The organism is Stenotrophomonas sp. SMYL41, from assembly GCF_036319965.1.
Lineage (GTDB): Bacteria > Pseudomonadota > Gammaproteobacteria > Xanthomonadales > Xanthomonadaceae > Stenotrophomonas > Stenotrophomonas maltophilia_R.
Genome location: NZ_JAWIRX010000009.1, coordinates 91,364 through 117,170, shown reverse-complemented (window position 1 = coordinate 117,170; position 25,807 = coordinate 91,364). Strand labels below are relative to the sequence as shown.

The window sequence follows — 25,807 nt, the reverse complement described above, 5'->3', positions numbered from 1 at the left end:
TTACAGGGTGCGCTGGAACAGTTCGCGGCCGATCAGCATGCGGCGGATCTCCGAGGTGCCGGCGCCGATTTCATACAGCTTGGCGTCGCGCCACAAACGGCCGGTCGGGTATTCGTTGATGTAGCCGTTGCCACCGAGGATCTGGATCGCCTGGCCGGTCAGCCAGGTGGCCTTCTCGGCGGCGTACAGGATCGCACCGGCGGCGTCCTGGCGGGTGGTGCGGCCCTGGTCGCAGGCGCGCGCCACGGCGTAGACATAGGCGCGGCAGGCACCCAGGCCCACGTACATGTCGGCGATCTTGGCCTGGATCAGCTGGAAGCTGCCGATCGGTTCGCCGAACTGGTGGCGCTCGTGCACGTACGGCATCACCACGTCCATCGCCGCCGCCATCAGGCCCAGCGGGCCACCGGACAGCACCACGCGCTCGTAGTCCAGGCCGGACATCAGCACGCGCACGCCACCGCCGACCTGGCCCAGCACGTTCTCTTCGGGAATCTCGCAGTCCTGGAACACCAGCTCGCAGGTGGGCGAAGAGCGCATGCCCAGCTTGTCCAGCTTCTGCGCGGTGGAGAAGCCCTTCATGCCCTTCTCGACCAGGAACGCGGTGATGCCCTTGGCACCTGCGTCCATGTCGGTCTTGGCGTAGACCACCAGCACGTCGGCGTCCGGCCCGTTGGTGATCCACATCTTGTTGCCGTTGAGCACGTAGCGGTCGCCACGCTTGTCGGCACGCAGCTTCATCGACACCACGTCCGAACCGGCGCCCGGTTCGCTCATCGCCAGCGCGCCGACCAGGCTGCCGTTGCACAGGCCGGGCAGGAAGCGCTGCTTCTGTTCTTCGTTGCCGTTCTTGCGCAGCTGGTTCACGCACAGGTTGGAGTGCGCGCCGTAGGACAGGCCGATGCCGCCGGAGGCACGCGAGATTTCTTCCATTGCCACCACGTGGGCCAGGTAGCCCATGCCGGTGCCGCCGTATTCTTCTTCCACGGTGAGGCCGAGCAGGCCCTGCTCGCCCAGCTTCGGCCACAGGGACAGTGGGAACTGGTTGCTGGCATCGGCCTCGGCGGCCAGCGGCGCGACCTCGGCGGCGGCAAAATGGGCCACGCTCTGGCGCAGCAGGTCGATGTCTTCGCCAAGATCGAAGTTCAGGGATGGCACGTGCATTGTGGTGGCTCCACGGCGGGATGGCAGGAAATGGACGCACCCGGCGGGGGAGCGGGCGGCGGTCTGCAGGACCGCCACCCACACGGGCGATGGCCCCAGCGTAGCGGGGTTCGGATAAGAAGTGAATACGAATTCAAAAATTGAAACTAGAATCAGAACATGGCCTATAAACGCTCTGCATTGATGGAAGAACGCCTGGCGGGCGCCCGTGAACGGATCCTGCTGGCCACCCGCGAGCTGGTCGCCACCGGCGGCTGGCGCAACGCCCCGGTGACTGCGGTGGCGACCCAGGCGGGGGTGTCCACCGGCCTGATCTATCGCCACTTCCCGTCCAAGGCCGAACTGTTCGTGGAGGTGCTCAACGCCGCCGTGGCCCACGAGGTCGCGATCATGGAGCGCATCGCCAGTGGGCCGGAGGTGGCCAGCGAGCGCCTGCGGCTGGCGATCACCGCCTTCGTCCGCCGCGCCCTGGCCGGGCCGGGGCTGGCGCACGCCTTCATCGTCGAACCGGTCGACCCGGACGTGGAAGCCGAGCGCATGCGCGGTCGCCGCGCATTCGGCGATGTGTTCCTGCGGCTGGTGGAAGAGGGCGTGGCGGCCGGTGAGCTGCCGGTGCAGGACGCACATGTGGCCGCTGCCTGCCTGGTCGGTGCCTTCACCGAGGCGATGGTCGGCCCGACCGCGCCGAGCCGCGAAGCGCACCGCGACGAAGACGCGCTGGTGGATGCGATCTGCAGCTTCTGCCTGCGCGCGATCGGCGCCCCGGTAGTCCGGTAGAGCCGGCCGCTGGCCGGCTTCTGTTGCTGGGTCAGATCCCTTTTGCATCGCAAAAGGGATCTGACCCCATTCCCCGCAATGTTGCGCCGCACCAGCAGTGACGCCTGTTGTCGCACGCAAAGCGCGTTCTATACTCGGTCCATCACGCAGTCGCTCAGCCGTGGTCCAACGACTATCAGCCAGGGGTAACGAAGAGTGCGGAATTACGATCTGGAGTTCCTGAAACGCTTCTCCATGGTGATCGCGCTGCTGGCGACCATCACCCTCGGCCTCATCCTCCTTGCCGCCTACATCCACACCCGGATTCCGCCCGAGGTGTCGCCGACCGCGGCCAAGCGCACCGAACAGCGCATCTCGCCCACCGGCGCGGTCTATGCCGGCAGCACCGGCGCCGCCGCGCAGGCCGCCGCCAAGGCCGCTGCGCTGGCCAAGGCCGCCTCGCAGGTGGCCTACGGCGGCACCAAGGATGGCAAGGTGATCTTCGACAACCTGTGCACCGCCTGTCACACCACCGGCGTGGGCATGGCACCGACGCTGGACCATTCGCACTGGGACAAGCGCATCGCACAGGGCAAGGACACCCTCTACAAGCACGCCATCGAGGGCTATACCGGCCCCGACGGCGGCATCATGCCGCCCAAGGGTGGCAACCCGGCGCTGACCGAGGAGCAGATCCACGCCACCGTGGACTGGATGCTGGGCAACCTGAAATAGCCGGTGGTGCCGGCCAGCGGGCGGCACTACCCCGGCTTTGCCCACCAAGGCCTGATCGCCCACATGACCCCGCTGCGCAGGCGGGGTTTCGCATTTCAGGGTTAGTCTGTGCGCCCTCTTCCAAGGAATCGCCCGTCGATGCGCCGCCGCTCCCTCGCCCTTGCCCTGTCCCTGCTGCTGCCGGCCGGCGCCTTCGCCCAGGCCCAGCCGCAGGCCGCACCGGTCGCGTCGCCCTCCGCCGCACGCAGCAGCGCCACCGTGGTGCTGACCGCCGCGCCGGCTGACTGGCGCGCGCTGGATGGCCAGCGCGTGCGCATCGCCGCGCCGCTCACCCTGGCCGGTACCGATGGCCTGGAGCGCTTCGGCCAGCTCACCGTGGCCTTCGATGGCCGCCTCTGGCAGCCGACCGAAGTGGCCGCGCCGGGCACCGCCGGCTACGAGCAGGTGATGGCCGACAACCAGCGCCGCCGCCTGGTGCTGGACGATGGCAGCGATGCCCGCGACCCGGCCAGCGTGGCCTACCTGCCGGGCAACCCGGTGCTGCGCACCGGCATGCAGCTGCGCAACGTGGAGGGCATCGTGCGCGTGGATCCGCAGGGCCGTCCGCGCCTGCAGGTCGAAGGCGCGCTGAAGCTGCCGGAGCTGAAGCGTCCGGCGGTGCCGACGGTGCCGGGCAGCCTGCACGTGGCGGCCTTCAACCTGGAGAACTTCTTCAACGGTGATGGCCAGGGCGGTGGCTTCCCGACCCTGCGCGGCGCGCGCACGCCGGACGAGCACAAGGCGCAGGTGGCCAAGCTGGTGACCACGGTCAGCGCGCTGGGCGCCGATGTCGCCGCGCTGATGGAGCTGGAGAACGACGGCTACGGCCCGCAGTCGGCCATCGCCGAACTGGTCGATGCGCTCAACCGCGATCGCGGCGCGCAGGGTGACTGGCGCTTCGTCGACGCGGGCACCGGCCCCGGCGACAATCCGATCCGGGTCGGCATCATCTACCGCAGCACGCGCCTGCAGCCGGTCGGCAAGCCGGCCACGCTGACCGGCGGCCCGTTCGTCGAGCACAGCCGCGTACCGTTGGCGCAGGCCTTCCAAGGCAAGCACGGCGCGCCGTTCGTGGTGGTCGCCAACCACTTCAAGTCGAAAGGCTGCCGCGACGCGAGCGGTGCCGATGCCGACCGCAACGACAACCAGGGCTGCTGGAACGCTACCCGGGTGACTTCGGCGCAGCAGCTGCACGCCTGGCTGCAGACCGATCCGACCGGTACCGGTGCCCAGGACGCGGTGCTGCTGGGTGATTTCAACGCCTACGCGATGGAAGACCCGATCCGCACGCTGCATGACCTGGGCTGGCAGGACGCGTTCAAGGTCGCCAAGGTCGAGCATCCCTACAGCTACGTCTACAACGGCTACACCGGCCGCCTCGACCACGCGCTGCTGAACCCGGGCATGGCCCAGCGCCTGCGCGGTGCTGCCGAATGGCACAGCAACGCCGACGAGCAGGACGCCAGCGGCTACCAGGGCCGCAACGTGCAGGGCCCGTGGCGCAGCTCCGACCACGACCCGCTGCTGCTGGGCTTCGATAAATAACCCAGCGGTTGGGCATCCGCTTGGGTGTGGGCGCGTGCATGGGGCGGCACTGATCCTGCTGTTGCTTCTGACCTTTCAGTCCGCCTTCAAGCGAGCCGAGCATCGCAGGTGAATCAGGGGCGAAGAGGCGCCGATGTCTGAGCGTAGCGAGTTCGGCGCCGTCCCCGGGTTCACCGAGAAGCGCAGGGTACCGGTGCACAGCACCGGCTCGCGGCTGGCGGAGCGTTTCTTTGGTTACTTTCTTTGCGCGCAAAGAAAGTGACACCTCTCCGGAGTTGCGGAAACGATTTGCCGGAAATGGTCCGTCGCAACCCAATGCTCACCCCCAGGCGATCAACCCGATCGCCAGCACTGCCAGCGCCAGCCCGGCGCGGTTCCACCGGGTGGTGGCCTCGCCGAAGGCAAACACGCCCACCAGTGCGCCCAGCACTACCACGCCGATGTTCATCCCGGCGAACACGGTGGCCGGGCTCTCCGGCATCGCCTGGTGCGCATGCACATAGAAGAGGATGTTGCCGCCGTTGAGCAGGCCCAGCAGCGCGCCGGCCCCGAGGTTGCGCCAGGCCAACCGGCTGCGGCCACTGGTGTGCCGCCACAGCTGCAGCGCCAGCATCAGCATGAAGGCGACGCTGAAACTGGCCAGCACCGCCGCCATCGAGGGCGTGCCGGACAGCGCCACCTGCTTGAGCAGCACGTCCACCACTGCGAACCCGGCCCATACGCCCAGCAGCCAACCCCAGCCACCGGGTGAGGACGCCACCGCCGGTCCGCGCGGGCGCAGGCTGATCGCCACCATTGCCAGCAGGCCCAGGCCGAGACCGGCCAGCTTCCACGGCGTCGCGGTCTGGCCGAAGAACAGGAACGCAGCAGCCAATGACAGCAGCAGCGACAGCCGCTGCGCCACGTCGCTGCGGACGATGCCGGCCACCGCCACCGCGCGGCCCAGCACCAGGAAGATCGACGGCAGCACCACCGCCAGCGCCAGCAGTGACAGCCATGGCGCGTGTGGTGCGCGCAGCGCATCCAGCGGCGGCTGCAGCACCACGGCGGTGAGCATTGCCGCCACCAGATAGTTCCAGGTGACCATCTGCGCAACATCCAGCGGGCGGCGCGCGGCCACCTTCAACAACACCGAGACCAGCACGCTGCAGATCACGGCCAGGGACAGGTAAAGCATGGGGCGGGCACAGGGCAGGGGCGGGGACGGTATCATGGTGCCATGCACAAGCCCTCGTTCCCCGTCGCCCCCGGCGAAACTGCCTGCCTTGAACTGGACGGCCCGGCCGGTCCGCTGGAAGTGGTTGTCGACCTGCCCAAGGCCGATGTGCCGGCGCAACCGATCGTGGCCATCGTCTGCCATCCGCTGTCCACCGAGGGCGGCACCCTGCACAACAAGGTGGTCACCATGACCGCTACCACCCTGCGCGAGCTGGGCATCACCACGGTGCGCTTCAACTTCCGCAGCGTCGGCGGTTCGGCCGGTGAGTTCGACCACGGCTTGGGCGAGCAGGATGACCTGAAGGCCGTCGCCGCCTGGGTGCGCAGCCAGCGCCCCGATGACCGCCTGTGGCTGGCCGGCTTCAGCTTCGGCTCGTTCGTTTCGCTGAAGGCCGCTGCCGCGCTGCAGCCGGAAGCGCTGATCTCGATCGCGCCGCCGGCCGGCCGCTGGGATTTCGATGGCATCGCGCCGCCGCCCCGCTGGCTGGTGATCCAGGGCGAGCAGGACGAGATCGTCGACCCGCAGGCCGTCTATCAGTGGCTGGACACGCTGGACGTCCCGCATGAGCTGGTGCGCATGCCCGAGACCAGCCACTTCTTCCACCGCAAGCTGATCGACCTGCGCGGCGCGCTGACCCACGGCGTCAAGCACTGGCTGGGCGCGGCGGCATGAGTGCAACCGAGTTGACCCCGTCGCAGCGGTACGCGGAAGGGGTTGCCCGTGGTGACTGGCAGAACGACCCGGCCCAGCACGCCGCGCTGGCCGAGCTGGACCGCATCCACCTGGGCCTGGTCGACAGCGCCGAAGACGGCTGGCTGGACCGCCTGTCCTCGTTCTGGAAGAAGCCCGAGCCGGTCAAGGGCCTGTACTTCTGGGGCGGCGTCGGCCGTGGCAAGACCTTCCTGGTCGACCTGTTCTACGACGGCCTGCCGATCAAGCAGAAGTACCGCACCCATTTCCACCGTTTCATGCGCAGCGTCCACGAGCGCCTGCGCGAGCACCAGGGGCAGAGCGACCCGCTGGCGAAGATCGCCCAGGAATGGCGCAGCAACCTGCGCGTGCTGGTGCTGGACGAATTCTTCGTCACCGACATCGGCGATGCGATGCTGCTGGCACGGCTGCTGGAGCGCCTGTTTGCCGAAGGCGTGACTCTGGTCACCACCTCCAACACGGCGGTGGAGAACCTGTACCTCAACGGCCTGCAGCGCGAGAGCTTCCTGCCGGCCATCGGCCTGCTGCAGCGCTTCTGCGTCGAGCTGTACGCCGAGGGCACCGAGGATTACCGCATGCGCGCGCTGACCCGCTCGCCGGTGTACCGCGCGCCGCTGGCCGCTGACAGCGATGACTGGCTGGCCACGCGCTGGAACGAACTGAGTGGCGGCCAGCCGGCCAAGCCCGGCAACATCGAGATCGAGGGCCGCAAGATCCCGGTGCGCGGCCGTGGCAAGAGCATCGCCTGGTTCGATTTCGCTGCGCTGTGCGAAGGCCCGCGCGGCCCTTCGGACTACATCGAGATCGCGCACGAGTTCAACACGGTGCTGTTGGGCGGCATCCCCGCCTTCGATCGCCTGAACGAAGATGCCGCGCGCCGCTTCGTCAACCTGATCGATGAACTGTACGACCGCCACGTCAACCTGGTCTGCACCGCCAGTACCTCGCCGATCGAGCTGTATACCGGCACCCGCCTGCAGGGTGCGTTCGAGCGCACCGCCTCGCGCCTGATCGAAATGCAGAGCGCCGAATACCTGGGTACCCCGCACCGGGCGTGAGGGACTCTGTGGGGGTGCATTGCCGGCCAGCGGCCGGCATCGGTCGCGCAGTGATCGGGGGGGGCGCGACGGCGTTTCCCTGTGGCCGCTCCTCCGGCCCGGCCGACACATGCAGCCTCGAGTCGCTGCCCGGCTGCTGATCCCTGCATCCACCGGATTCCCACCGGCTGCCCACTACCTATCCACAGGGTTGTCCCTAGCCAGTTTCATCACTGTCATGTGAAGCTGTCATTGTTCCGTTTCTGTGGCGTGTTGTGCCACCGCAATGACGCTTTCGGGCTTGACTGCGCAGCCCGTTCCGGCAGGTCTGAAGCGTCTGATCCAGGCGCTGATGGCACGATCCTTGCGGCGCAAGGGATTGCCGAATTTCACTACATTTGGCGTTGACGGACCCCATTACCCCCACTATCTTGTGGCTGTCGGTCGCAGCAACCCCAATTGCAGGGGGTTGCCCGGGGTACCCATCCGCGATCGTCAACGGCAGTGGCAGGCGCAGGCGCAGGGTCTCACCCCCTGCGACGCCGTCCTGCCATCCTGGGCTGTCATGTCCCGGGCTGCGTCACCCGATGCATCGAGCACCCCCAATCACGCCAAGAGGACACACGCCGTGAGCACCGAATCCAGCGCCACCATCGAGAAGGAAAGCGAATTCCTGTTGACGTCGCCGCCGACGGCCAACGCGATGAGTGTGACCAAGCGCAATGGGACCACCGAGCTGGTGGACCTGAACAAGATCGTGCGTGCGGTGCAGCGTTCCTCCGAAGGCCTGCACGCCGTCGATCCGATGCGCGTGGCCACCCGTACCATTTCCGGCCTGTATAACGGTGCCACCACCCGCGAGCTGGACGAACTGTCCATCCGCACCGCCGCCCTGCTGATCGGTGAAGAGCCCGAATATGGCCGCCTTGCTGCGCGCCTGCTGGCCAACTACATCGCCAAGGAAGTCTCGGGCCAGGAAATCTACGCCTTCTCGCAGTCGGTCAGCCGCGGCCATGAAGTCGGCCTGATCAACGACCGCCTGCTGAACTTCGTGCAGACCAATGCACGCAAGCTCAACGATGCGATCGACATGTCGCTGGACCTGAACTTCGATTACTTCGGCCTGCGTACCCTGTACGACCGTTACCTGCTGCGCCATCCGCACACCCGCAAGGTGATCGAGACCCCGCAGCAGTTCTTCCTGCGCATCGCCAGCGCGCTGAGCGAGGACGTGCCGGAAGCCCTGGCGCTGTACAAGCGCATGGGCAATCTGGACTACCTGCCGTCCAGCCCGACCCTGTTCAATTCCGGCACCACCCACGAGCAGCTGTCCTCGTGCTTCCTGCTGGACTCGCCGCAGGACTCGCTGGAGTCGATCTATTCCAAGTACGGCGACATCGCCCAGCTGTCGAAGTTCTCCGGCGGCATCGGCGTCAGCTACACCCGCGTGCGTTCGCGTGGTTCGCTGATCAAGTCGACCAACGGCCACTCCAACGGCATCGTGCCGTGGCTGAAGACCATGGATTCGTCGGTCGCCGCGGTGAACCAGGGCGGCAAGCGCAAGGGCGCGGCCTGCGTCTACCTGGAAACCTGGCACGCCGACGTCGAGGACTTCCTCGAGCTGCGTGACAACACCGGTGACGAAGCCCGCCGTGCGCACAACCTGAACCTGGCCAACTGGGTGCCGGACCTGTTCATGAAGCGCGTCGAGGCCGACCAGGAATGGTCGCTGTTCGATCCGCGCGTCGTGCCGGAGTTCACCGACCTGTTCGGTGAAGCCTTCGAAGCCGCCTACCTGCAGGCTGAAGCCCAGGGGAAGGCTAACCGCACCATCTCCGCGCGCAAGCTGTACGCCCGCATGATGCGTACGCTGGCCGAGACCGGCAACGGCTGGATGACCTTCAAGGACAAGTGCAACCGCGCCAGCAACCAGACCCTGCGTCCGGGCAACGTGATCCACCTGTCCAACCTGTGCACGGAAATCCTGGAAGTCACCTCCAACGATGAAACCGCGGTGTGCAACCTGGGTTCGATCAACCTGGGCAATCACTTCGACGAGCACAACGAGTTCGACTTCGAGAAGCTGGCCGAGACCGTCCGCCTGGCCGTGCGCCAGCTCGACCGCGTCATCGACCTGAACTTCTACCCGATCGAAACCGCCCGCCGCGCCAACCTGCGCTGGCGTCCGGTCGGCCTGGGCTGCATGGGCCTGCAGGACGTGTTCTTCCGCAAGCGCCTGCCGTTCGACAGCGCCGAAGCCCGTGCCCTGTCGAAGAAGATTGCCGAGGCGATCTACTTCCACGCGCTGGAAACCTCCTGCGAGCTGGCCCAGGAACGTGGCAAGCACCCGTCGTTCAACGACACCCGTGCCGCCGGTGGCGAACTGCAGTTCGACGCCTGGAACGTGGTGCCGGAAGACACCGCACGCTGGGATGCCCTGCGCGCCCGCATCAAGGAACACGGCCTGCGCAACTCGCTGATGATCGCGATCGCGCCGACCGCGACCATCGCCTCGATCGCCGGCTGCTACGAGTGCGTCGAGCCGCAGGTGTCCAACCTGTTCAAGCGCGAGACCCTGTCCGGTGATTTCCTGCAGGTCAACCGCTACCTGGTGAACGAGCTGAAGAAGCTGGGCCTGTGGACGCCGGAAATGCGCGATGCCATCAAGCTGGCCGAAGGCTCCATCGCGGGCGTGGCACAGATTCCGGAAACGCTGCGCGAGGTCTACCGCACCGCGTGGGAACTGCCGATGCGTTCGCTGATCGACATGGCCGCCGAGCGTGGTGCCTTCATCGACCAGTCGGCCTCGCTCAACCTGTTCATGGAAAGCCCGAACATCGGCGCGATGTCCTCCATGTACATGTACGCCTGGAAGCAGGGCATCAAGACCACCTACTACCTGCGTTCGCGCCCGGCCACCAAGATCGCCAAGACCACGGTGAGCGCTGCGGCCCCGGCCAAGGTGTTCAGCCCGGACGAAGCCATCGCCTGCTCGCTGGAAAACCCGGAAGCCTGCGAGGCCTGCCAGTAACACACCGCGCGGTGGGTGCCGACCGTTGGTCGGCACTCGAACACCTCGCACCTGTAGAGCCGAGCCATGCTCGGCTGCGGAAAAACACCCACGGTAGCGCCGGGCCATGCCCGGCGGCTCACCCAGGAATTCAAGGAAACACCCATGGCCGACAAGCCCAAGCAGATGCTGCTCGATCCCGGTTTTGAACTGACCCTGCGCCCGATGCGCTACCCGCAGTTCTACGACATGTACCGGAATGCGATCAAGAACACCTGGACGGTGGAAGAGATCAACTTCCAGATCGACATCACCGACCTGCACAGCAAGATGTCGCCGGGTGAGCGCCACCTGATCCACCGCCTGGTCGCGTTCTTCGCCACCGGCGACTCGATCGTGTCCAACAACCTGGTGCTGAACCTGTACCAGCACTTGAACGCGCCCGAAGCGCGCATGTACCTGTCGCGCCAGCTGTATGAAGAAGCGCTGCACGTGCAGTTCTACCTGACCCTGCTCGACAACTACCTGCCGGATCCGGAAGAGCGCGTCAAAGCCTTCGCCGCGGTTGAAAACATCGACTCGATCAAGAAGAAGGCCGACTTCTGCTTCAAGTGGATCGACTCGATCCAGGACCTGACCCGCATCGAGACCCGCGAACAGCGCCGCCAGTTCCTGCTCAACCAGATCTGCTTCGCCGCCTGCATCGAAGGCCTGTTCTTCTTTGCCGCCTTCGCCTACGTGTACTACTTCCGTTCGCGCGGCCTGCTGCCGGGCCTGGCCTCGGGCACCAACTGGGTGTTCCGCGACGAGAGCGCGCACATGGAGTTCGCGTTCGAGTCGGTGCGCGTGGTGCGTGAGGAAGAGCCGGACCTGTTCGATGACGAGATGAAGCAGCAGGTCTACGACATGCTGGCCGAAGCCATCGAATGCGAAGTGCAGTTCGCCGAGGATGTGCTGTCCGGTGGCGTTGCCGGCATCTCGACCCGCGACATGCGCCAGTACCTGCAGCACTGCGCCGACCAGCACTTCGCCAAGCTGGGCATGGAAAAGAAGTACAACGTGCGCAACCCGCTGCCGTTCATGGAACTGCAGGACGTGCAGGAACTGACCAACTTCTTCGAACGCCGCGTCTCGGCCTACCAGGTCGGCGTGCAGGGCGAAGTCGCCTTCGACATGAACTTCTGATCAAACCGGTCAGCTCTGTCGCAACGAAAAACCCCGGCCAATGCCGGGGTTTTTTGTTTCTGTAGCGTCGAGCCATGCTCGACTGCTCGACCCTACGGTCAGCGCCGGCCTTCCACCGCCATGCGCACCGCCAGCCCCGCCAGCACCGTGCCCATCAGCCAGCGTTGCACCATCTGCCAGATCGGGCGCGCGGCCAGGAAGCCGGCGATGCTGCCGGCCATCACTGCGATCACCGCGTTGACGCTCACGCTGACGGCAATCTGGGTGAAGCCGAGTACCAGCGACGGCATCAGCACGCTGCCATGGCCTTCCGGGTGCAGGAATTGTGGCAACAGGGACAGGTACATCACCGCGATCTTCGGGTTCAGCAGGTTGGTCAGAAAGCCCATCGCGAACAGTTTGCGTGGGCCATCCGGGGGCAGGTCGCGTACCGCGAACGGCGAGCGGCCACCGGGCTTGAGCGCCTGCCAGGCCAGGTACAGCAGGTACAGCGCGCCGCCGATGCGCAGCGCGTCGTAGGCGAACGGCACGGTCATCAGCAGGGCAGTGATGCCCAGTGCCGCGCACAGCATGTAGAACACGAAGCCCAGCGCCACCCCGCCCAGCGAGATCAGGCCGGCACGGCGGCCCTGGCAGATCGAGCGCGAGACCAGGTAGATCATGTTCGGCCCGGGCGTGAGCACCATGCCCAGCGAGATGAGGGCAAAGGCCAGCAGGTCGGAGGTCGCGGGCATGGGCGGTCCTGGCAATGGGCGTGGCGCAGTGTAGCGCCGCCTGCACGGGGCCTGGCTTAAAATCGCGGCACCCCACACCGAAGCACCCCATGACCCCGATCCCCGAGACCGTGCCGCCCATCGAAGTGCGCATGGCCGAAATCGTCTTCCCCAACCACACCAACCACCTCGGTACCCTGTTCGGTGGCCAGGCGCTGGCATGGATGGACAAGGCCGCATTCCTGGCCGCCGCCCGTTACTCGCGCCGCACCGTGGTGACCGCGCGCAGCGACCAGGTCGACTTCAAGCTGCCGATCCGCATCGGCCAGATGGTGGAAACCATCGGCCGCATCGTCGAAGTCGGCCGCAGCTCGATGAAGGTGGAGGTGGAACTGGTCGCCGAAGACCTGCACAGCGGCGAGCGCAAGCTGTGCACCCGCGGCCACTTCGTGATGATCGCGCTGGACGAGGAAGGCCACCCGATCGCGGTGCCGCCGCTGCCGACAACCTGATCCGCCGGCTGAACCTGCGCTTGCGGGGGCGCGGCCGCGCCCCCATCTGGCAGCCATGACCCCGCCACTGACCGACTTCATCGACCGCGCCCAGCGCCTGTTCGTACTGACCGGCGCTGGTTGCAGCACCGCTTCGGGCATTCCCGATTACCGGGATACCGACGGCCAGTGGAAACGCACGCCGCCGGTGACCTACCCGGCCTTCATGGGCGAGGCGGCCACCCGCCAGCGCTACTGGGCGCGCAGCCTGCTGGGCTGGCCGCGCTTCGGCCTGGCCCAGCCCAACGGCACCCACCAGGCCCTGGCTGCGCTGGAAAGCCGCGGCAAGCTGCAGGTGCTGCTGACCCAGAACGTGGACGGCCTGCACCAGCGCGCCGGCAGCCACAACGTGATCGACCTGCATGGCCGCCTGGATCTGGTGCGCTGCATGGGCTGCGAGCGCCGCAGTGGCCGCGAGGACTTCCAGCAGCGCCTGCTGGACGCCAACCCCGGCTGGGACGCGCTGGAGGCAGGCATCGCGCCCGATGGTGATGCCGATCTGGAGACCGTTTCTCCACGTTCGTGGTGCCCGAGTGCCCGCACTGCGGCGGCGTGTTGAAGCCGGACGTGGTGTTTTTCGGCGAGAACGTGCCGCGCGAGCGCGTGGCCGCCGTGCACGAGCACCTGCAGCAGGCCGACGCCGTGCTGGTGGTGGGCTCGTCGCTGATGGTCTATTCCGGCTTCCGCTTCGTGCAGGCCGCGGCCAGGGCAGGGTTGCCGGTGGCGGCACTGAACCGTGGCCGCACCCGTGCCGATGACCTGCTGTTGTTCAAGGACGAGCGGGACTGCGCCGAAGCGCTGACCACGTGGGCTTCGCCCTGAGCCGAGCCCACGCCCGGCTGCAGCAGGCCGCGCGAAACAGCGATCCATCCAGACGGTTGATCCGGGAGCCGCGCAGCGGTGCAATACGCACCCCCTACGTCGTTCATCACCGTCTTGAGCCAGCTGTTTTCGCCGATCTCGTTCGGCCCCCTGACCCTGTCCAACCGCATCGTCATCGCGCCGATGTGCCAGTACTCCGCCGAAGACGGCCGCGCCAGCGACTGGCACGCCATGCACCTGGGCAACCTGGCGCAGTCCGGTGCCGGCCTGTTGATCCTGGAGGCCACCGCGGTCGAGCCGCGCGGCCGCATCAGCTGGGCCGACCTGGGCCTGTGGGATGACGGCACCGAGGCGGCGCTGGCGCAGGTGCTGGCCAGCGTCCGCCGCTGGTCGCCGATGCCGCTGGGCATCCAGCTCGGCCACGCCGGCCGCAAGGCCTCGGTGAAGCGTCCGTGGGACGGTGGTGGTCAGCTGCCGGCCGATGATGTGCGTGGCTGGTCCACGGTGGCGCCGTCGCCGCTGCCGTTCCATGCCGGCGATCCGGCACCGCAGGAACTGGACGAGGCCGGCATCGCCGAGCTCATCGCCGCCTTCGCCGCCAGTGCGGTGCGCGCCGAGCGCCTGGGCTTCGAGCTGATCGAGCTGCATGCTGCGCACGGTTACCTGCTGCACCAGTTCCTGTCGCCGCTGAGCAACCGCCGCACGGATGGCTACGGTGGCTCGCTGCCGAACCGTCTGCGCCTGCTGGTGGAAGTGTTCGATGCGGTGCGTGCGGCGGTGTCCGACAAGGTCGCCGTGGGCGTGCGCATCTCCGCCAGCGACTGGGTCGATGGCGGCTGGGACCTGGTGCAGAGCGAGGCGCTGGCGCAGGTGATGGACGCGCGCGGCTGCAACTTCCTGCACGTTTCCAGTGGTGGCCTGGACGAGCGCCAGAAGATCACCGTCGGCCCGGGTTACCAGGTGCCGTTTGCAGCAGCGATCAAGGCCAAAGTGCGCATGCCGGTCATCGCGGTGGGCATGATCACCGAGCCCGAGCAGGCCGAGTCGATCCTGCGCCACCGCCACGCCGATGCCGTGGCGCTGGCGCGCGGCATCCTCTACGACCCGCGCTGGCCGTGGCACGCCGCCGCCGCGCTGCGCGACAGCGTGCAACCGGCGCCGCAGTACCTGCGCTGCGAACCGCGTGATGCGCGCGGGGTGTTCAAGGCGCGCTGACGCAGCATGCGAGCGCAATACCAAGCTCCAGACCGTCGGTGATCTGCACGACGGCGAATTGAGGCATAGCCTGGCGCAACGAACTAGGAATGATTGCGGATACTACTTTATGTGAATGACACCTCATTGCGCTGGGTGCGGACGTTGCAACGTTGAGCTGCACACACGTGTGTGCAGCCAATGGAGAAGTGCAATGAAACCCATGATGCGGATGGTTCTGCTCTCGGCTGTCTCTCTGTCCATATCATTGCCTGCCGTCGCAGGTGACAATGTGGCGAGTGTCTCCGGGGCGGAGAATGTCTCGCTCATGCACGCCCCTGTGAACTCGCGGGGGCGGCTTGATCTTCACCTGATCGAGCTCTCTCCCGAATCCCCGCTGATGTTGCTTTCACCCCTTGCGCGCAAGCAGTTTGTCGATTCGCTGGTGTTTGGCGACCGGGGACTGGCCAGCTTCAGCTACGAGCCCATCGTCTCTGAACTGAGTGCAGGTGAAGCCTATCGACTCCTGTCACTCTTCGGGGCACAGCGCGCAATTGTGTACATCCCAGGGTTGCGGAAGGCGTCGGAAGCGGATCATTGGGTTGCACCGGCGGCCAATCCTAACCCGGTATTTGACGATTACCCGGGCTACGCCTGTTCGGGGCGTGCGACCTGCTCAGAGTCCATGCACAGCATCTGCATGTCGAGCTGCTGACCGGATGATGGCGTGCAGGCTGCTTCTCTGGTGCCTGTTGCTGCCCACGAGTGCGTGGGCAGCACCTGCAATAGACACCCAGCTGCGGGATCTCGATCAAGCGCTGCTGGCTTCAAGTGCATCGGACCGGGTCGCGAGGCTGGCGAGCGCATACGCTTCATGGGAGTCTTCGGCGTCGCCAGGTGACGGCTGCACTACGCTGAGCGATCTGGACCTTGAGGCTGCGTTTCGGGCCAGCGTCCACGTCTCAAGGTACGTCGGGGACGAGGAGTGGCTTGGCAGAGTCCGATGCATTCATGCAGAACTGGTGCGGAGAGGTACTGCCACAGAGACAACGCACAGGAAAATGCACGCGGTCCTCGTGCAGGTTCGACATTTTGCCGAGGCCAATGAGCTGCGTGAGATGGCGGTACTGAGTGTAGATGAGCTTCCCGAGATAGAGCGGAACACGCCTGACCAGCAGGGAGTCCTCCACCCTCTTGCGAGTGGGAAGCTGGAATGGCGGCGATGGGAGTACAGGGAGGGACTGGAAGTGATCGCCTATGTCAGTCCGGCATGCGCTCCCTCCCGACGCGCGATGCGCGTGATCATGAACGAACCAGAATGGACATGGATTCGATCCAGCGTGCGCTTTGTCGTGCGTCGATCTCCTGCATGGCCGCAGCCGGGTGTCAGTGAGTGGAACAAAAGCAATCCCTCTCATCCCCTGCTGCTCCAAGCGGGGCCCGCGGGCTGGGAAGCGTTGGATGTCCATGAAACTCCGGTATTCCATGTTTTCAGGAATGGGCTGCTCCTGCGCACCCTGGCGGGATGGGCAGACGCCAGTGCTCACCTGATGAGCCTGAAGGAGAGTTTCTGACCGCGAAGGCTCTCCGCTCTTCCCTTCACACCCGCCAGGCCGGCGCCATGCCGGCCTGCAAGTGCTCGAACAGCGCGCGGATCTTGGCGGTGAAATCGCGGCGGTCGCTGACGCAGAAATAGACCTCCATTGGCTCCGGGCGCCATGCCGTGTCGGCGCCGAACACCGCTCGCAGGCGACCATCGCGCAGGTAGGGCTCGGCCACGAACGCAGCCAGCCGGGTGATGCCGGCACCGGTCGCGGCCAGCGTTGCCAGTGCATCGATGTCATCGCAGACCATGCTCGGCGGCAGCGCAGCGTCCACGCGCTGGCCGTCCTTCAGCAGGCCCCAGCGCAGCGGCCGGCCATCGGTGGGGAAGCGGTGCAGCAGCCCGCGATGGCTGCCCAGTTCAGAGGGTTCCTGCGGCGTGCCATGGGCCTTCAGGTAGGCCGGCGAGGCGCAGAACACGAACGGCACCCGCGCCAGCTGCCGTGCGACCACACCGTCCTCCAGCTGCGCGCCGATGCGGACGCTGGCATCCACCGCCTCGGGACCATGCTGCACGGCGCGATCGGTCAGGCGCAGCTCCAGCTGCAGTTGCGGGTAGCGCTGCTGCAGCGACGGCAGCAACGGAGCAAGCACATGGCGGCCGAACGCGCTGCTGCTGGCGATGCGCAGCGGCCCGGCCGGTTCAATGTCGCCGGAGGTGACCAACGCCTGCGCGCGTGCGAGGTCGGCTTCGATATGGCGCACCTGCGCCAGGTACAGCGCGCCGGCTTCGCTGAGCGCCAGCTGGCGCGTGCTGCGGTTCAGCAGCCGTACCCCCAGATGCGCCTCCAGCCGGTTGATGTTCTGGCCGACGGCGGTGGCGCTGATGCCAAGGATGCGGGCCGCGGCGGCAATGCTGCCGGTCTCTGCGGTGCGGGTGAAGCTGCGGATCAATTGCAACAGGTTCATGACCGACCAGCTTGCCATGGGTATAGCCAAGTATCGCTTGGGACTGAACCAAGCAGGTCGGTTGCATCGGTGACCATCGATCCATCAGGCAGGGCGCTGCCCTACACTCGGGCGATGCGCCCCGATTCCATTCTTACCCTGTCCTGCCCCGACCGCACCGGCATCGTCTACCGCGTGTCCGGCCTGCTGTTCGACCACGGCTGCAACATCCTCGATGCCCAGCAGTTCGGCGACGAGGAGAGTGGCCGCTTCTTCCTGCGCGTGCATTTCGACCGTGACGCCGGCCTGCCGCTGGAGACCGTGCATGCCGCGATGGCCATGCTGGCCGAAGGCTTCGGCATGGACTGGCAGCTGCATGATGGCCGCCGCCGCGCGCGGCTGCTGGTGCTGGTCAGCAAGCAGGGGCACTGCCTCAATGACCTGCTGTTCCGTGCCCACAGCGGGCAGTTGAAGGTCGACATCGCGGCGGTGGCGTCCAACCACGCCGACTTCGCGCCATTGGCCGCGTCCTACCAGGTGCCGTTCCACCACCTGCCGGTGACCGCCGATACGCGTGCGGTGCAGGAACAACAGATCATCGACCTGGTCGAGCGCGAGCGCATCGACCTGGTGGTGCTGGCGCGCTACATGCAGATCCTGTCACCCACGCTGTGCCGCGCGCTGGCCGGCCGTGCCATCAACATCCACCACAGCTTCCTGCCCAGCTTCAAGGGTGCGCAGCCGTACCACCAGGCGCACGCGCGCGGCGTCAAGATCATCGGGGCCACCGCGCACTACGTCACCGAGGATCTGGACGAAGGCCCGATCATCGAACAGGACGTGGCCCGGGTGGACCATGCGATGGCGCCGCGCGAGCTGGTGCGGCTGGGCAGCGATACCGAATCGCTGGTGCTGGCACGCGCGGTGCGCCGCCATGTGGAGCACCGCATCCTGCTCAACGGGCACCGCACAGTCGTGTTCCGTTAGGGTCGGGTTGCATCTACCGTCGCGTGCTCGATCACGGCCTTCCCTTCCTTCCTGCTTGCAGGCCTAGGGCAGGTGGAGCGAACACCGTCGATGTGCTCCAGAAGGCCCTGGGGGACCGGCGACCACATCGGGTCCAGGACGAAGTCCACGCCTTCGCGTCGTGCGAGTTTGGCAGCGGGAATGAAATCGGCATCACCGGCTACCAGAACAATCTGACGGACTTGTCGTTTGAGGGAAAGTGAGGAGATATCCAGGCCGATACGCATATCGACGCCCTTCTGTCTGACCTCGGGGTGCAGATCCTCGGGCAGGAGCGTGGAGAATGCGCGCTTGCCTTTCAGAAGTGCATCGAGCGTTCGGGAATCGGTTGTCCACGAACTGGAATCCGCGAGATGACCAAGGCGCAGTGCCACTTTTCGCTTCTGCTTCAGGGCCTCGTGCAGGCTGACCCTGAAGCATGCCTCCGGTGAGCGTGCATAGTCGATGCAGGCGCCCGAGATCGGGTTGTGCATCCGCTTTCGCAGCGGTGGGCAGTCGTAGAAGAACATCCGGTAGAGATCCCGCCGCTCGCAACCTGACGAGGCCAGGTGGGCGAGCGCCCACCGATGCGCCACTTCTGCGGCACGCTCAGCGTTGCTGGCGTTGTGAGGTTCAATCCGGCGGAACCGCTTAACGAAGTAACCGCCATCGATCAGGATCGCTGTTGGCATGCCTTTGCCCTTCCGATTCCACCCAGTAAAAAGCCCCCGGTTCGGCCGTCCCGCGATCTGTAGGGGGGCGTACTTGGAGGGCTGGATCGAGTTCATTGTGTTGCCGCAGGCTGCGGCCGGCAAGCGGCAGAGGCGACATTCTCAGCATTGGTATCCCGCACCCGGCGACGTAGCGTCCACTGAGCGGCGGTGGTGGCTCAGATGATCGCGATCCCCGCCTTGCTCAGCGCCTCGCGCACCATTGCGTCGTTGGCGTCGGTCACCGGCCTGGTCAGCTTCCACAGGAACTTCACCCGGAAGCCGGACTTCACCGCGTCCTGTGCGCTCCACAGCACGCAGTAGTCGCGGGCCAGGCCGCACACGTGCACTTCGCGGATGCGGCGCTCGTGCAGCCAGCCTGCCAGACCGGTAGCTGGGCGCTCGCCATCGGGGCCATGGTTCTCGCGGAAGGCGCTGTACGAATCCACCTGTTGGCGCGTGCCCTTGCGCAGGATCAGATCGGCCACGGTCCAGTCCAGGCCCGGGTGCAGGGCGGCACCGGCGCTGCCCTGTACGCAGTGGTCGGGCCACAGGGTCTGCGGCTGCGCGTGCAGCAGGATGGTCTCGAACGGGCGCCGGCCGGGGTACTGGCTGGCAAACGAGGCATGGTCGGCCGGGTGCCAGTCCTGGGTCGCCACCACGGTGCGGTAGCGGTGCTGCGCCAGCAGATCGGCAATCGGTGCCACCAGCGCATCGCCCTGGTCGCAGGCCAGCGCGCCACCGGGCATGAAGTCCGGCTGCAGGTCGATCACCAGCAGGGCGACGTCGGCGGGCAGGGCGGTCATGGCAGTTCCGGCACAACAGAAGGGGCGACCAGCGTGGCCGCCCCATGCCTGGACGTCAATCGCCCTGCGGCGTTTCAGCGTCCTGCCCGTAGTACAGCAGGCCGATCCTGATCCGTTCGCGGCCGTTCTCGCGGCGGTGGCGGTTGGCATCGCGCAGCGAGTACACGCAGCCGCAGTACTCCTGCTGGTAGAACTGCTCGCGCTTGCTGATCTCGATCATGCGGCTGGCACCACCGCCCTTGCGCCAGTTGTAGTCCCAGTACTGCAGGCCTTCATAGCGCGACGCGGCGCGGATGCCGCAGTCGTTGATCTGCGCCATGTTCTTCCAGCGCGAGATGCCCAGTGACGAGCTGATGGTGTCGTAGCCATGCTCATGCGCGTACAGCGCGGTGCGCTCGAAGCGCATGTCGAAGCACATCGTGCAGCGGATGCCGCGCTCGGGCTCGTTCTCCATGCCGCGCGCGCGGCTGAACCAGTTGTCGGTGTCGTAGTCGCAGTCGATGAACGGGATGCCGTGCTGCTCGGCGAAGCGGATGTTCTCCTGCTTGCGCAGCTCGTACTCCTTCACCGGGTGGATGTTGGGGTTGTAGAAGAAGATCGCGTAGTCGATCCCGGAAGCGGTGATCGCCTCCATCACTTCGCCGGAACAGGGCGCGCAGCACGAATGCAGCAGCAGGCGCTTGCCGTCGGCGGGCAGGGTCAGGGTGGGGCGTTGGGGCTGGGTCATCGTCAGGTACCGCATGGGCCGCCGGCAACGGCGGTGGCCCACGCATCAGTGCATGGGTGAACGGGTCTGGCCGGATACCGTGAACAGGACGCGCGCGGCCACACCGCCTGCACGCGCAGGACGACGACGGCCCCGGCAACCTCCCCGCGGAGATTCCAGGTCGAGTCAGGGGACGGTCGTGTCCCCCGGCCGGGGCCGGTATTCGGGCTGATGGACACGGGCCGCAGCCCACCTACTACCCGCCGCTTCCCAGGCATGCGCCCAGTGCTGTTGGCAGGATTCGTTTCCATTCACCGCTGCGGGGCAGCTCCGGAATGGGCGCGCCAGGCGCCTTCACCAGATTCCCGTTTAAATCCTTCCCCGCGCCGGAGCGATGGGAGGGATACCTTCGGCGTGTGCAAAGTGGACCTGTTGGCCGCGCGGGTCAAGGGGCACCGGGGTCGGATCCCGCTGCCACGCAGCGGGCTCTGACCCCGGTCGGGATGCACCTTCAACGCGCCGCCGCCGCCCGGGCGCGGATGTCGTCCATCCGCTGGTCGTGCAGCAGGTGGCCGTTCTCCCACACGGTCACCATCGCGTCCTCGAAGCCGGTCGGCAGCGTTTCGTCACCGCTGGGGGGCAATGCCACCGTGTGCAGGCTGCCGTCATCCAGGCGCCGCAGCAGGCGCATGCGGCCGCGCTTGCTGGTCTTGCCGGCGTCGGTGATCGGGTCCTTGTAGACATCGATCCACTCGCCGTCCACCCGTGCGGCCGAACACTTCAGCGCGAACTTCTGGGTATCGCGGTCCAGCCGCTGCAGCAGCGCACCGCCCATGCCGAAGGCCACGTTGTCGGCGGCGTAGCTGTTGTCGGTGATGCGCTGCAGGATCGCCCGGATGGTGTCCGGATTGATGCCATCGCCCTGGATCACCCGCACGTGGTTGAGCACGCGATAGCCCTTGCCGTTGAGGCTGTGGCCGAAGGCTTCATCCAGCCGGCGCAGGCTTTCGGCCACCACCTCCACCGGGTCGCCCGAGTCGGGGCGGATGACCAGGGTGGCGCCCGAGGCCACCACCTCATCACGCAGCGTCGTGCCCCAGTGCTCGCTGATCGCGCGGTAGATGTCATAGCTGTCCGACACCACCGCCACGATCGCACCGGGCTTGCCGAACTGGCGCAGCATGTTGCGGTAGGCGTCCACCTCGCGCTCGCGGCCCCAGCTGGTGATGGTGCTGTGCTCGGCGGCGGGGATCGAATAACCGGCCATTGGCGCGTGATAGTGCGCGCGCGCCAGGCACAGGGCCGATACGGTATCGGTGCCGAGGAAGTTGACCAGATGTGCGGCACCGCCCAGCGCCGCCGATTCCAGGCTCGATACACCGCGGGCGCCGAAGTCGTGCAGCTTGAACGGCAGCTGCCCCTGCGGGTCGTCGCTGGTCTGCTGCAGGAAGCCGGCGATGGTCTGTCGCGCATGCCAGCTGATGGTGGCCACGGTGACCGGGTACCACACGCGCAGCAGCAGGGTTTCCAGGTACGAGGGCACCCAGAACGCGGCCGGATCGGTCGACTCGATGGTCATCAGCGCTTGGTGCGTGGGCACCACGCTGCCCTCGGGCACGGCGCGGATGCGCACCGGCAGGTGGCCGCCCAGGCGGTCGACGATGTCGCGCCAGCCGGCCTCGTTGAACGGTTCGCCATGGGCGGCGAATACCGCAGCGGCGTCGTCGATGTCGGCGTGGGTGACCGGCCGCGCCAGGGCGTCCTTGAGGATCGCCTGCAGGCCGAAGAACACCGTGCGATCGTGCAGGCCGCCACGTGATTCCACGTAGAAGAACGTGGCATCGGTACCCGGCGGGTACTGCAGCCAATGGCTGGCCTTGTAGCTGTCGGTGTTGAGGAGAAGATTATCGAGGTAGTGCATGACGGAAGCTCCTTCGCGTCGAATGGCACCGGCGGTCTATCCGCCAGTGGGGAGGCCGGGCAGGTCAGCCGCGGCCGAGGAAATACTCCAGGATGTGCAGGTGGTCTTCGAACAGCTGCGGGCCCATGTCCAACGCTTCACTCACCGGTATCCAGCGCGCCTTGTCGGCGTCGTCGCCGCCGCGAACCGGCGGCAGTTCGCCGGCCGGGAATTCGAAGTGGAAACCGTGGGTAATGGTGCGGCCGCGCTGGCTGCGGTCGGGGTGGTCGAACACCTGCTGGCCCTTCAGCGAACCCTTCAACACCGGCAGCGGAATCTTCAGCCGGGTTTCCTCGCGCAGTTCGCGCAGGCAGCTGTCGAGCAGGCTCTGCTCCTGGCCGACGAAGCCGCCGGGCAGCGCCCACAGCCCCTTGCCGGGTTCCGAGCGGCGCCGCACCAGCAGCACGTGGCCCGAATGCACCACCACCGCATCGGTGGTGACGAAGGTGGGCGCATACGGCGCATCCTTCCAGGCGGCCTTGTACTGTTCGATGAAGCGGTACTCGGCCACCAGCTGGCCATAGGCGGGCGCGCTCTTGCGGAACGCTTCGAGCATGTCGTACACCGGCGCCGGCACGTTGCCACGCAGCATTAGCAGCGCGCCGTGGAAGTCGACGTCGCCGGCTTCGAACAGGTAGCGCCGCAGCTCGGTGGCCGACAGGGTGGCGGTGTGCTGCACGTCCACCAGCGGCCACTGCGGGAATTCGCGCAGGTAGTAGCTGGAGGCGTCCTTGTCCATGCCGATCAGGCCAACCTTCGCATCGGCGGCGGCACCGTCGTTACGCAGCGCTTCGGCCACCTGTCGCTGCACGCTCGCGATCCACTGCGCTTCGTTGTACAGGTGGTCGCGCAGCGGGCGGATCAGCAGGCGGTCGGTGTGGCCATCGAGGGCGGCCTGGATCATCACGGCGCGTTCGGCCACGGTCCAGGGATTGCGCAGGCTGCGGGGGGTATCGGCAGAACCGACCAGGAAGATCAGCTTGCGGGCCCGGCTCAGGGCCAGGCGGGCAACGGCGGCGTGGCCGTTGTGGAAGGGCTCGAATCGCCCGATGAAGACGAGATAGTCGAATTCCATGAGAATCCCTCATGTCGTTGTGGCAGCCGCGGGTCTGTCCCTTGGCTTGCTGCAGATGCTACGCCGATGGTGGGGCGGGTCAAGCCTGCAGGCATTCCTTCGGCTGAACACCGAAGATTCCTGCCCGGACTGCGCTGCTGTTCTCAGGCCCTGAGAAGCCTCTGCGCCATACTGGCACCCACGCGGCGGACGGCATGCTCGGGGGCAAGACAGTGGCGGACAAGTACTGCGATCTGGTCATGAAAGGCGGTATCACCAGCGGCATCGTGTACCCCAATGCGGTACTGGCGCTGGCGCGCGAGTATCGCTTCAAGAGCATCGGCGGCACCTCGGCGGGCGCCATTGCTGCGGCGGTGGCGGCCGCGGCTGCATGCGGTGATCGCCGCCAGCAGGCCGGCGAGCACCTGCCCGGCGATGCCGGCTACGGCGGGCTGTCGGCGGTGTCGGCGCAGCTGTCGCGGCGCGGCTTCATCTACAGCCTGTTCCAACCGGCGCGGGGCGCACGCGCCGCTTATCGGCTGCTGGTGGTGTTGACCGGCAACGCCGGCCTGCCGCGCAAACTGCTGTGCCTGGCCGTTGCCGTGTTCCAGATCGCACCGCTGGAAGTGCTGGTGTCGTTGACGCTGCTGCTTGGCCTGGGCTGGTGGGGTGGTGGCTGGAGCGGTGTGGCGGCTACCTTGCTGCCGTCGCTGCTGTGCGCCTACGGTGCCGGCGTGGCCGGGGCTGCGCTGCGGGTAGCGCGGGTGGCGCGGCGCAACCTGCTGGGCCTGTGCAGCGGCCTCGGCCGCGATGCACGCACGCCAGCATTGACCGAGTGGCTGCACGAGTGCCTGCAGCAGCTGTCCGGCAAGCCGCTGGATGCGCCGCTGACCTTCGCCGACCTGCAAGATGCGCCGCGCTATGCAGGAGAGCCGGACGGCCCGCACGCGATCAGCCTGCAGATGATCACCACCTGCGTGTCGCACAACGAGCCGCGCACGCTGCCGCTCGGTGGTGCGCAGTTCTGGTTCCTGCGCGAGGAGTTCGAGCAGCTGTTCCCCGCCAGCGTGGTGCAGTGGCTGGTGACGCAGGCCGGCCCGCCGCTGGAGGTCGAAGGGCGGCGGTACTACCACCTGCCACAGGGGCCGAAGCTGCCGGTGCTGGTGGCCACGCGCATGAGCCTGAGCTTCCCGCTGCTGATCAGCGCGGTGCCGCTGCATGAGCCCTCACGCCGCGAGCGCCGTTGTGAACCGACCGCGCCTGCGGCCGACCAGGAGCACAACGTGGCCGACAGCATGGAAGGGCTGACCAGTGCCGGCCAGGCCTGCGGCCCGGTGATCACCGCGTTCCGCATCTGCTGGTTCTCTGATGGTGGCATCAGCAGCAACTTCCCGATCCACCTGTTCGACGCCGCCCTGCCGCGCTGGCCAACCTTCGCCATCAATCTGGTCTACCCGCAGCATGCCGAAGACGTGAGCCACGGCAGCAGTGGCCGCCAGGCGCTGGAACATGCCGTGTTCCTGCCCACCGAGAACCGCCACGGCTGGCAGCGCACCTACCAATCGATCGCCACGCCGCTGGCCGCTGCTGAACTGGGTCGTTTCCTGTTCGCGGTGGTGGCGACCATGCAGAACTGGCGCGACCTGCTGCAGGCGCGCGCGCCGGGCTACCGCGACCGTATCGTGCATGTCAGCCTGCAGGGCGACGAAGGCGGGATGAACCTGGACATGCCGCAGGAGGTGCTGACCCGCATCGCCGACAAGGGCAGCCTGGCCGGTGCGCGCTTCTGTTCGTTCTCGTTCGAGAACCACTACTGGATCCGCTGGCGCAACCTGGCCTCGGCCTACCAGCGCTACACGCTGGAAGTGGCACGCACCGACGACCCGGCACAGCAGGTGCTGGCCTACCGCGCGGCGTACGCGATGGTCGCCCGCGGTGAACCGGCACCACCGTCGTACAAGCTGGGCTCGGAAGACAAGCGGCTGGCCTCGCAGCAGCTGTGGGGGTTGATGGTTGAACAGGGACGTACCTGGGATGACCTCGGCCCCGACCTGACCGACGGTGCACCGCGTCCGCTGCCGCAGATGAAGGTGACGCCGATCTACTGAGCCGGTCCTCAGTAGATCCACGCCATGCGTGGATCTACCGTATCGACCAAGGTCGACACCCACCAGGTCAATACGTCGTTCCGACAGATGGCATGAACGTTTCGAAGGCGGGGGGGTGTCAGGTTGCGGGGTGTCCGCGGCATGGATGCCGCGGCCAAGCCCCCAGGGATGGGTTCACGGCGTCCCCGCAATCTGACACTGCCCCGCCATCCGACAGCACACCAGCTTTTGACGTTGCTTCGGCTTTTGCTGTTGCCTCTGCAGGTGCAGGGCGCAGCCCTGCCGAA

22 protein-coding genes, 1 pseudogene and 1 riboswitch are annotated in these 25,807 nt (G+C 66.8%); of the genes and pseudogenes, 14 read left to right on the top strand and 9 right to left on the bottom strand.

Going from position 1 to position 25,807, the window contains the following annotated elements:
* Complete coding sequence (locus V3B30_RS12495; RefSeq protein WP_100474960.1) at nt 1–1,164, bottom strand: isovaleryl-CoA dehydrogenase; 1,164 nt, start codon at nt 1,162–1,164, stop codon at nt 1–3.
* 159 nt (nt 1,165–1,323) lie between these two features.
* Between V3B30_RS12495 and V3B30_RS12490 the strand changes: the two genes are divergently transcribed.
* The 3 genes from V3B30_RS12490 (at nt 1,324) to V3B30_RS12480 (ending at nt 4,239) form a co-directional block, all read left to right on the top strand.
* On the top strand, nt 1,324–1,941 hold the full coding sequence (locus V3B30_RS12490) for a TetR/AcrR family transcriptional regulator (protein WP_262084016.1): 618 nt from the start codon (nt 1,324–1,326) through the stop codon (nt 1,939–1,941).
* 195 nt (nt 1,942–2,136) lie between these two features.
* Nucleotides 2,137–2,655 carry a c-type cytochrome gene (locus V3B30_RS12485; protein ID WP_005407662.1) on the top strand — a complete coding sequence of 173 codons (519 nt, stop codon included), beginning with the start codon at nt 2,137–2,139 and terminating at the stop codon, nt 2,653–2,655.
* Between the two features lie 138 nt (nt 2,656–2,793).
* On the top strand, nt 2,794–4,239 hold the full coding sequence (locus tag V3B30_RS12480) for an ExeM/NucH family extracellular endonuclease (RefSeq protein ID WP_262084015.1): 1,446 nt from the start codon (nt 2,794–2,796) through the stop codon (nt 4,237–4,239).
* A gap of 319 nt (nt 4,240–4,558) precedes the next feature.
* Here V3B30_RS12480 and V3B30_RS12475 read toward each other — a convergent pair whose 3' ends face one another.
* The gene (locus V3B30_RS12475) at nt 4,559–5,416 is read right to left on the bottom strand and encodes an EamA/RhaT family transporter (protein WP_262084014.1); all 858 of its coding nucleotides are present in this window, start codon (nt 5,414–5,416) and stop codon (nt 4,559–4,561) included.
* A gap of 42 nt (nt 5,417–5,458) precedes the next feature.
* Between V3B30_RS12475 and V3B30_RS12470 the strand changes: the two genes are divergently transcribed.
* The 4 genes from V3B30_RS12470 (at nt 5,459) to V3B30_RS12455 (ending at nt 11,401) form a co-directional block, all read left to right on the top strand.
* Complete coding sequence (locus V3B30_RS12470; RefSeq protein ID WP_262084013.1) at nt 5,459–6,130, top strand: CocE/NonD family hydrolase; 672 nt, start codon at nt 5,459–5,461, stop codon at nt 6,128–6,130.
* A complete protein-coding gene (zapE, locus tag V3B30_RS12465; RefSeq protein ID WP_008267934.1) occupies nt 6,127–7,227 on the top strand; it encodes a cell division protein ZapE in 1,101 nt (366 codons plus the stop codon). The genes V3B30_RS12470 and zapE overlap by 4 nt, the downstream gene beginning before the upstream one ends.
* Before the next feature lie 607 nt (nt 7,228–7,834).
* Nucleotides 7,835–10,237, top strand: a complete 2,403-nt coding sequence (locus V3B30_RS12460) for a ribonucleoside-diphosphate reductase subunit alpha (RefSeq protein WP_262084012.1) — start codon at nt 7,835–7,837, stop codon at nt 10,235–10,237.
* A gap of 144 nt (nt 10,238–10,381) precedes the next feature.
* Nucleotides 10,382–11,401, top strand: a complete 1,020-nt coding sequence (locus V3B30_RS12455) for a ribonucleotide-diphosphate reductase subunit beta (RefSeq protein ID WP_100474954.1) — start codon at nt 10,382–10,384, stop codon at nt 11,399–11,401.
* Between the two features lie 98 nt (nt 11,402–11,499).
* Here V3B30_RS12455 and V3B30_RS12450 read toward each other — a convergent pair whose 3' ends face one another.
* On the bottom strand, nt 11,500–12,135 hold the full coding sequence (locus V3B30_RS12450) for a LysE family translocator (protein WP_262084011.1): 636 nt from the start codon (nt 12,133–12,135) through the stop codon (nt 11,500–11,502).
* 89 nt (nt 12,136–12,224) lie between these two features.
* Between V3B30_RS12450 and V3B30_RS12445 the strand changes: the two genes are divergently transcribed.
* The 5 genes and pseudogenes from V3B30_RS12445 to V3B30_RS12425 all read left to right on the top strand — a co-directional run bounded on the left by V3B30_RS12445 (nt 12,225) and on the right by V3B30_RS12425 (nt 16,255).
* Nucleotides 12,225–12,626 (top strand): acyl-CoA thioesterase, encoded by a 402-nt coding sequence (locus V3B30_RS12445; protein ID WP_262084010.1) that lies wholly within the window; start codon nt 12,225–12,227, stop codon nt 12,624–12,626.
* Nucleotides 12,627–12,681: 55 nt separating this feature from the next.
* Nucleotides 12,682–13,487 (top strand): annotated as a pseudogene (locus V3B30_RS12440) (NAD-dependent protein deacetylase).
* Between the two features lie 114 nt (nt 13,488–13,601).
* The gene (locus tag V3B30_RS12435; protein WP_262084009.1) at nt 13,602–14,702 is read left to right on the top strand and encodes an NADH:flavin oxidoreductase/NADH oxidase; all 1,101 of its coding nucleotides are present in this window, start codon (nt 13,602–13,604) and stop codon (nt 14,700–14,702) included.
* A 193-nt stretch (nt 14,703–14,895) separates the two neighbouring features.
* Entirely contained in the window at nt 14,896–15,396 is a 501-nt protein-coding gene (locus V3B30_RS12430) for a hypothetical protein (protein ID WP_262084008.1), read from the top strand.
* 346 nt (nt 15,397–15,742) lie between these two features.
* A complete protein-coding gene (locus tag V3B30_RS12425) occupies nt 15,743–16,255 on the top strand; it encodes a hypothetical protein (RefSeq protein WP_262084007.1) in 513 nt (170 codons plus the stop codon).
* A 25-nt stretch (nt 16,256–16,280) separates the two neighbouring features.
* Here the strand turns inward: V3B30_RS12425 and V3B30_RS12420 are convergent, their stop codons facing one another.
* Nucleotides 16,281–17,192, bottom strand: a complete 912-nt coding sequence (locus V3B30_RS12420) for a LysR family transcriptional regulator (RefSeq protein WP_262084006.1) — start codon at nt 17,190–17,192, stop codon at nt 16,281–16,283.
* 114 nt (nt 17,193–17,306) lie between these two features.
* Between V3B30_RS12420 and purU the strand changes: the two genes are divergently transcribed.
* Nucleotides 17,307–18,158, top strand: a complete 852-nt coding sequence (gene purU, locus V3B30_RS12415; RefSeq protein ID WP_164090298.1) for a formyltetrahydrofolate deformylase — start codon at nt 17,307–17,309, stop codon at nt 18,156–18,158.
* On the opposite strand, the gene V3B30_RS12410 is transcribed toward purU, so the two are convergent.
* From V3B30_RS12410 to V3B30_RS12390, 5 genes are all read right to left on the bottom strand, one after another.
* Nucleotides 18,155–18,964 (bottom strand): NYN domain-containing protein, encoded by an 810-nt coding sequence (locus V3B30_RS12410; RefSeq protein WP_329809652.1) that lies wholly within the window; start codon nt 18,962–18,964, stop codon nt 18,155–18,157. The genes purU and V3B30_RS12410 overlap by 4 nt on opposite strands.
* 101 nt (nt 18,965–19,065) lie before the next feature.
* Entirely contained in the window at nt 19,066–19,692 is a 627-nt protein-coding gene (gene pncA / locus V3B30_RS12405) for a bifunctional nicotinamidase/pyrazinamidase (RefSeq protein ID WP_262084004.1), read from the bottom strand.
* Nucleotides 19,693–19,747: 55 nt separating this feature from the next.
* A complete protein-coding gene (locus tag V3B30_RS12400) occupies nt 19,748–20,419 on the bottom strand; it encodes an epoxyqueuosine reductase QueH (protein ID WP_100475285.1) in 672 nt (223 codons plus the stop codon).
* Between the two features lie 175 nt (nt 20,420–20,594).
* Nucleotides 20,595–20,824: riboswitch (cobalamin riboswitch) on the bottom strand.
* A gap of 85 nt (nt 20,825–20,909) precedes the next feature.
* Nucleotides 20,910–22,319, bottom strand: a complete 1,410-nt coding sequence (locus tag V3B30_RS12395) for a nicotinate phosphoribosyltransferase (RefSeq protein WP_262084003.1) — start codon at nt 22,317–22,319, stop codon at nt 20,910–20,912.
* A 64-nt stretch (nt 22,320–22,383) separates the two neighbouring features.
* Nucleotides 22,384–23,439, bottom strand: coding sequence for a bifunctional nicotinamide-nucleotide adenylyltransferase/Nudix hydroxylase (locus tag V3B30_RS12390; protein WP_100474944.1), 1,056 nt, complete (start codon nt 23,437–23,439; stop codon nt 22,384–22,386).
* A gap of 188 nt (nt 23,440–23,627) precedes the next feature.
* Here V3B30_RS12390 and V3B30_RS12385 point away from each other — a divergent pair, with 188 nt between their 5' ends.
* Nucleotides 23,628–25,520: a patatin-like phospholipase family protein gene (locus V3B30_RS12385; RefSeq protein ID WP_262084002.1), complete on the top strand. Its 1,893-nt coding sequence runs from the start codon at nt 23,628–23,630 to the stop codon at nt 25,518–25,520.
* The last annotated feature ends 287 nt before the right edge of the window (nt 25,521–25,807 follow it).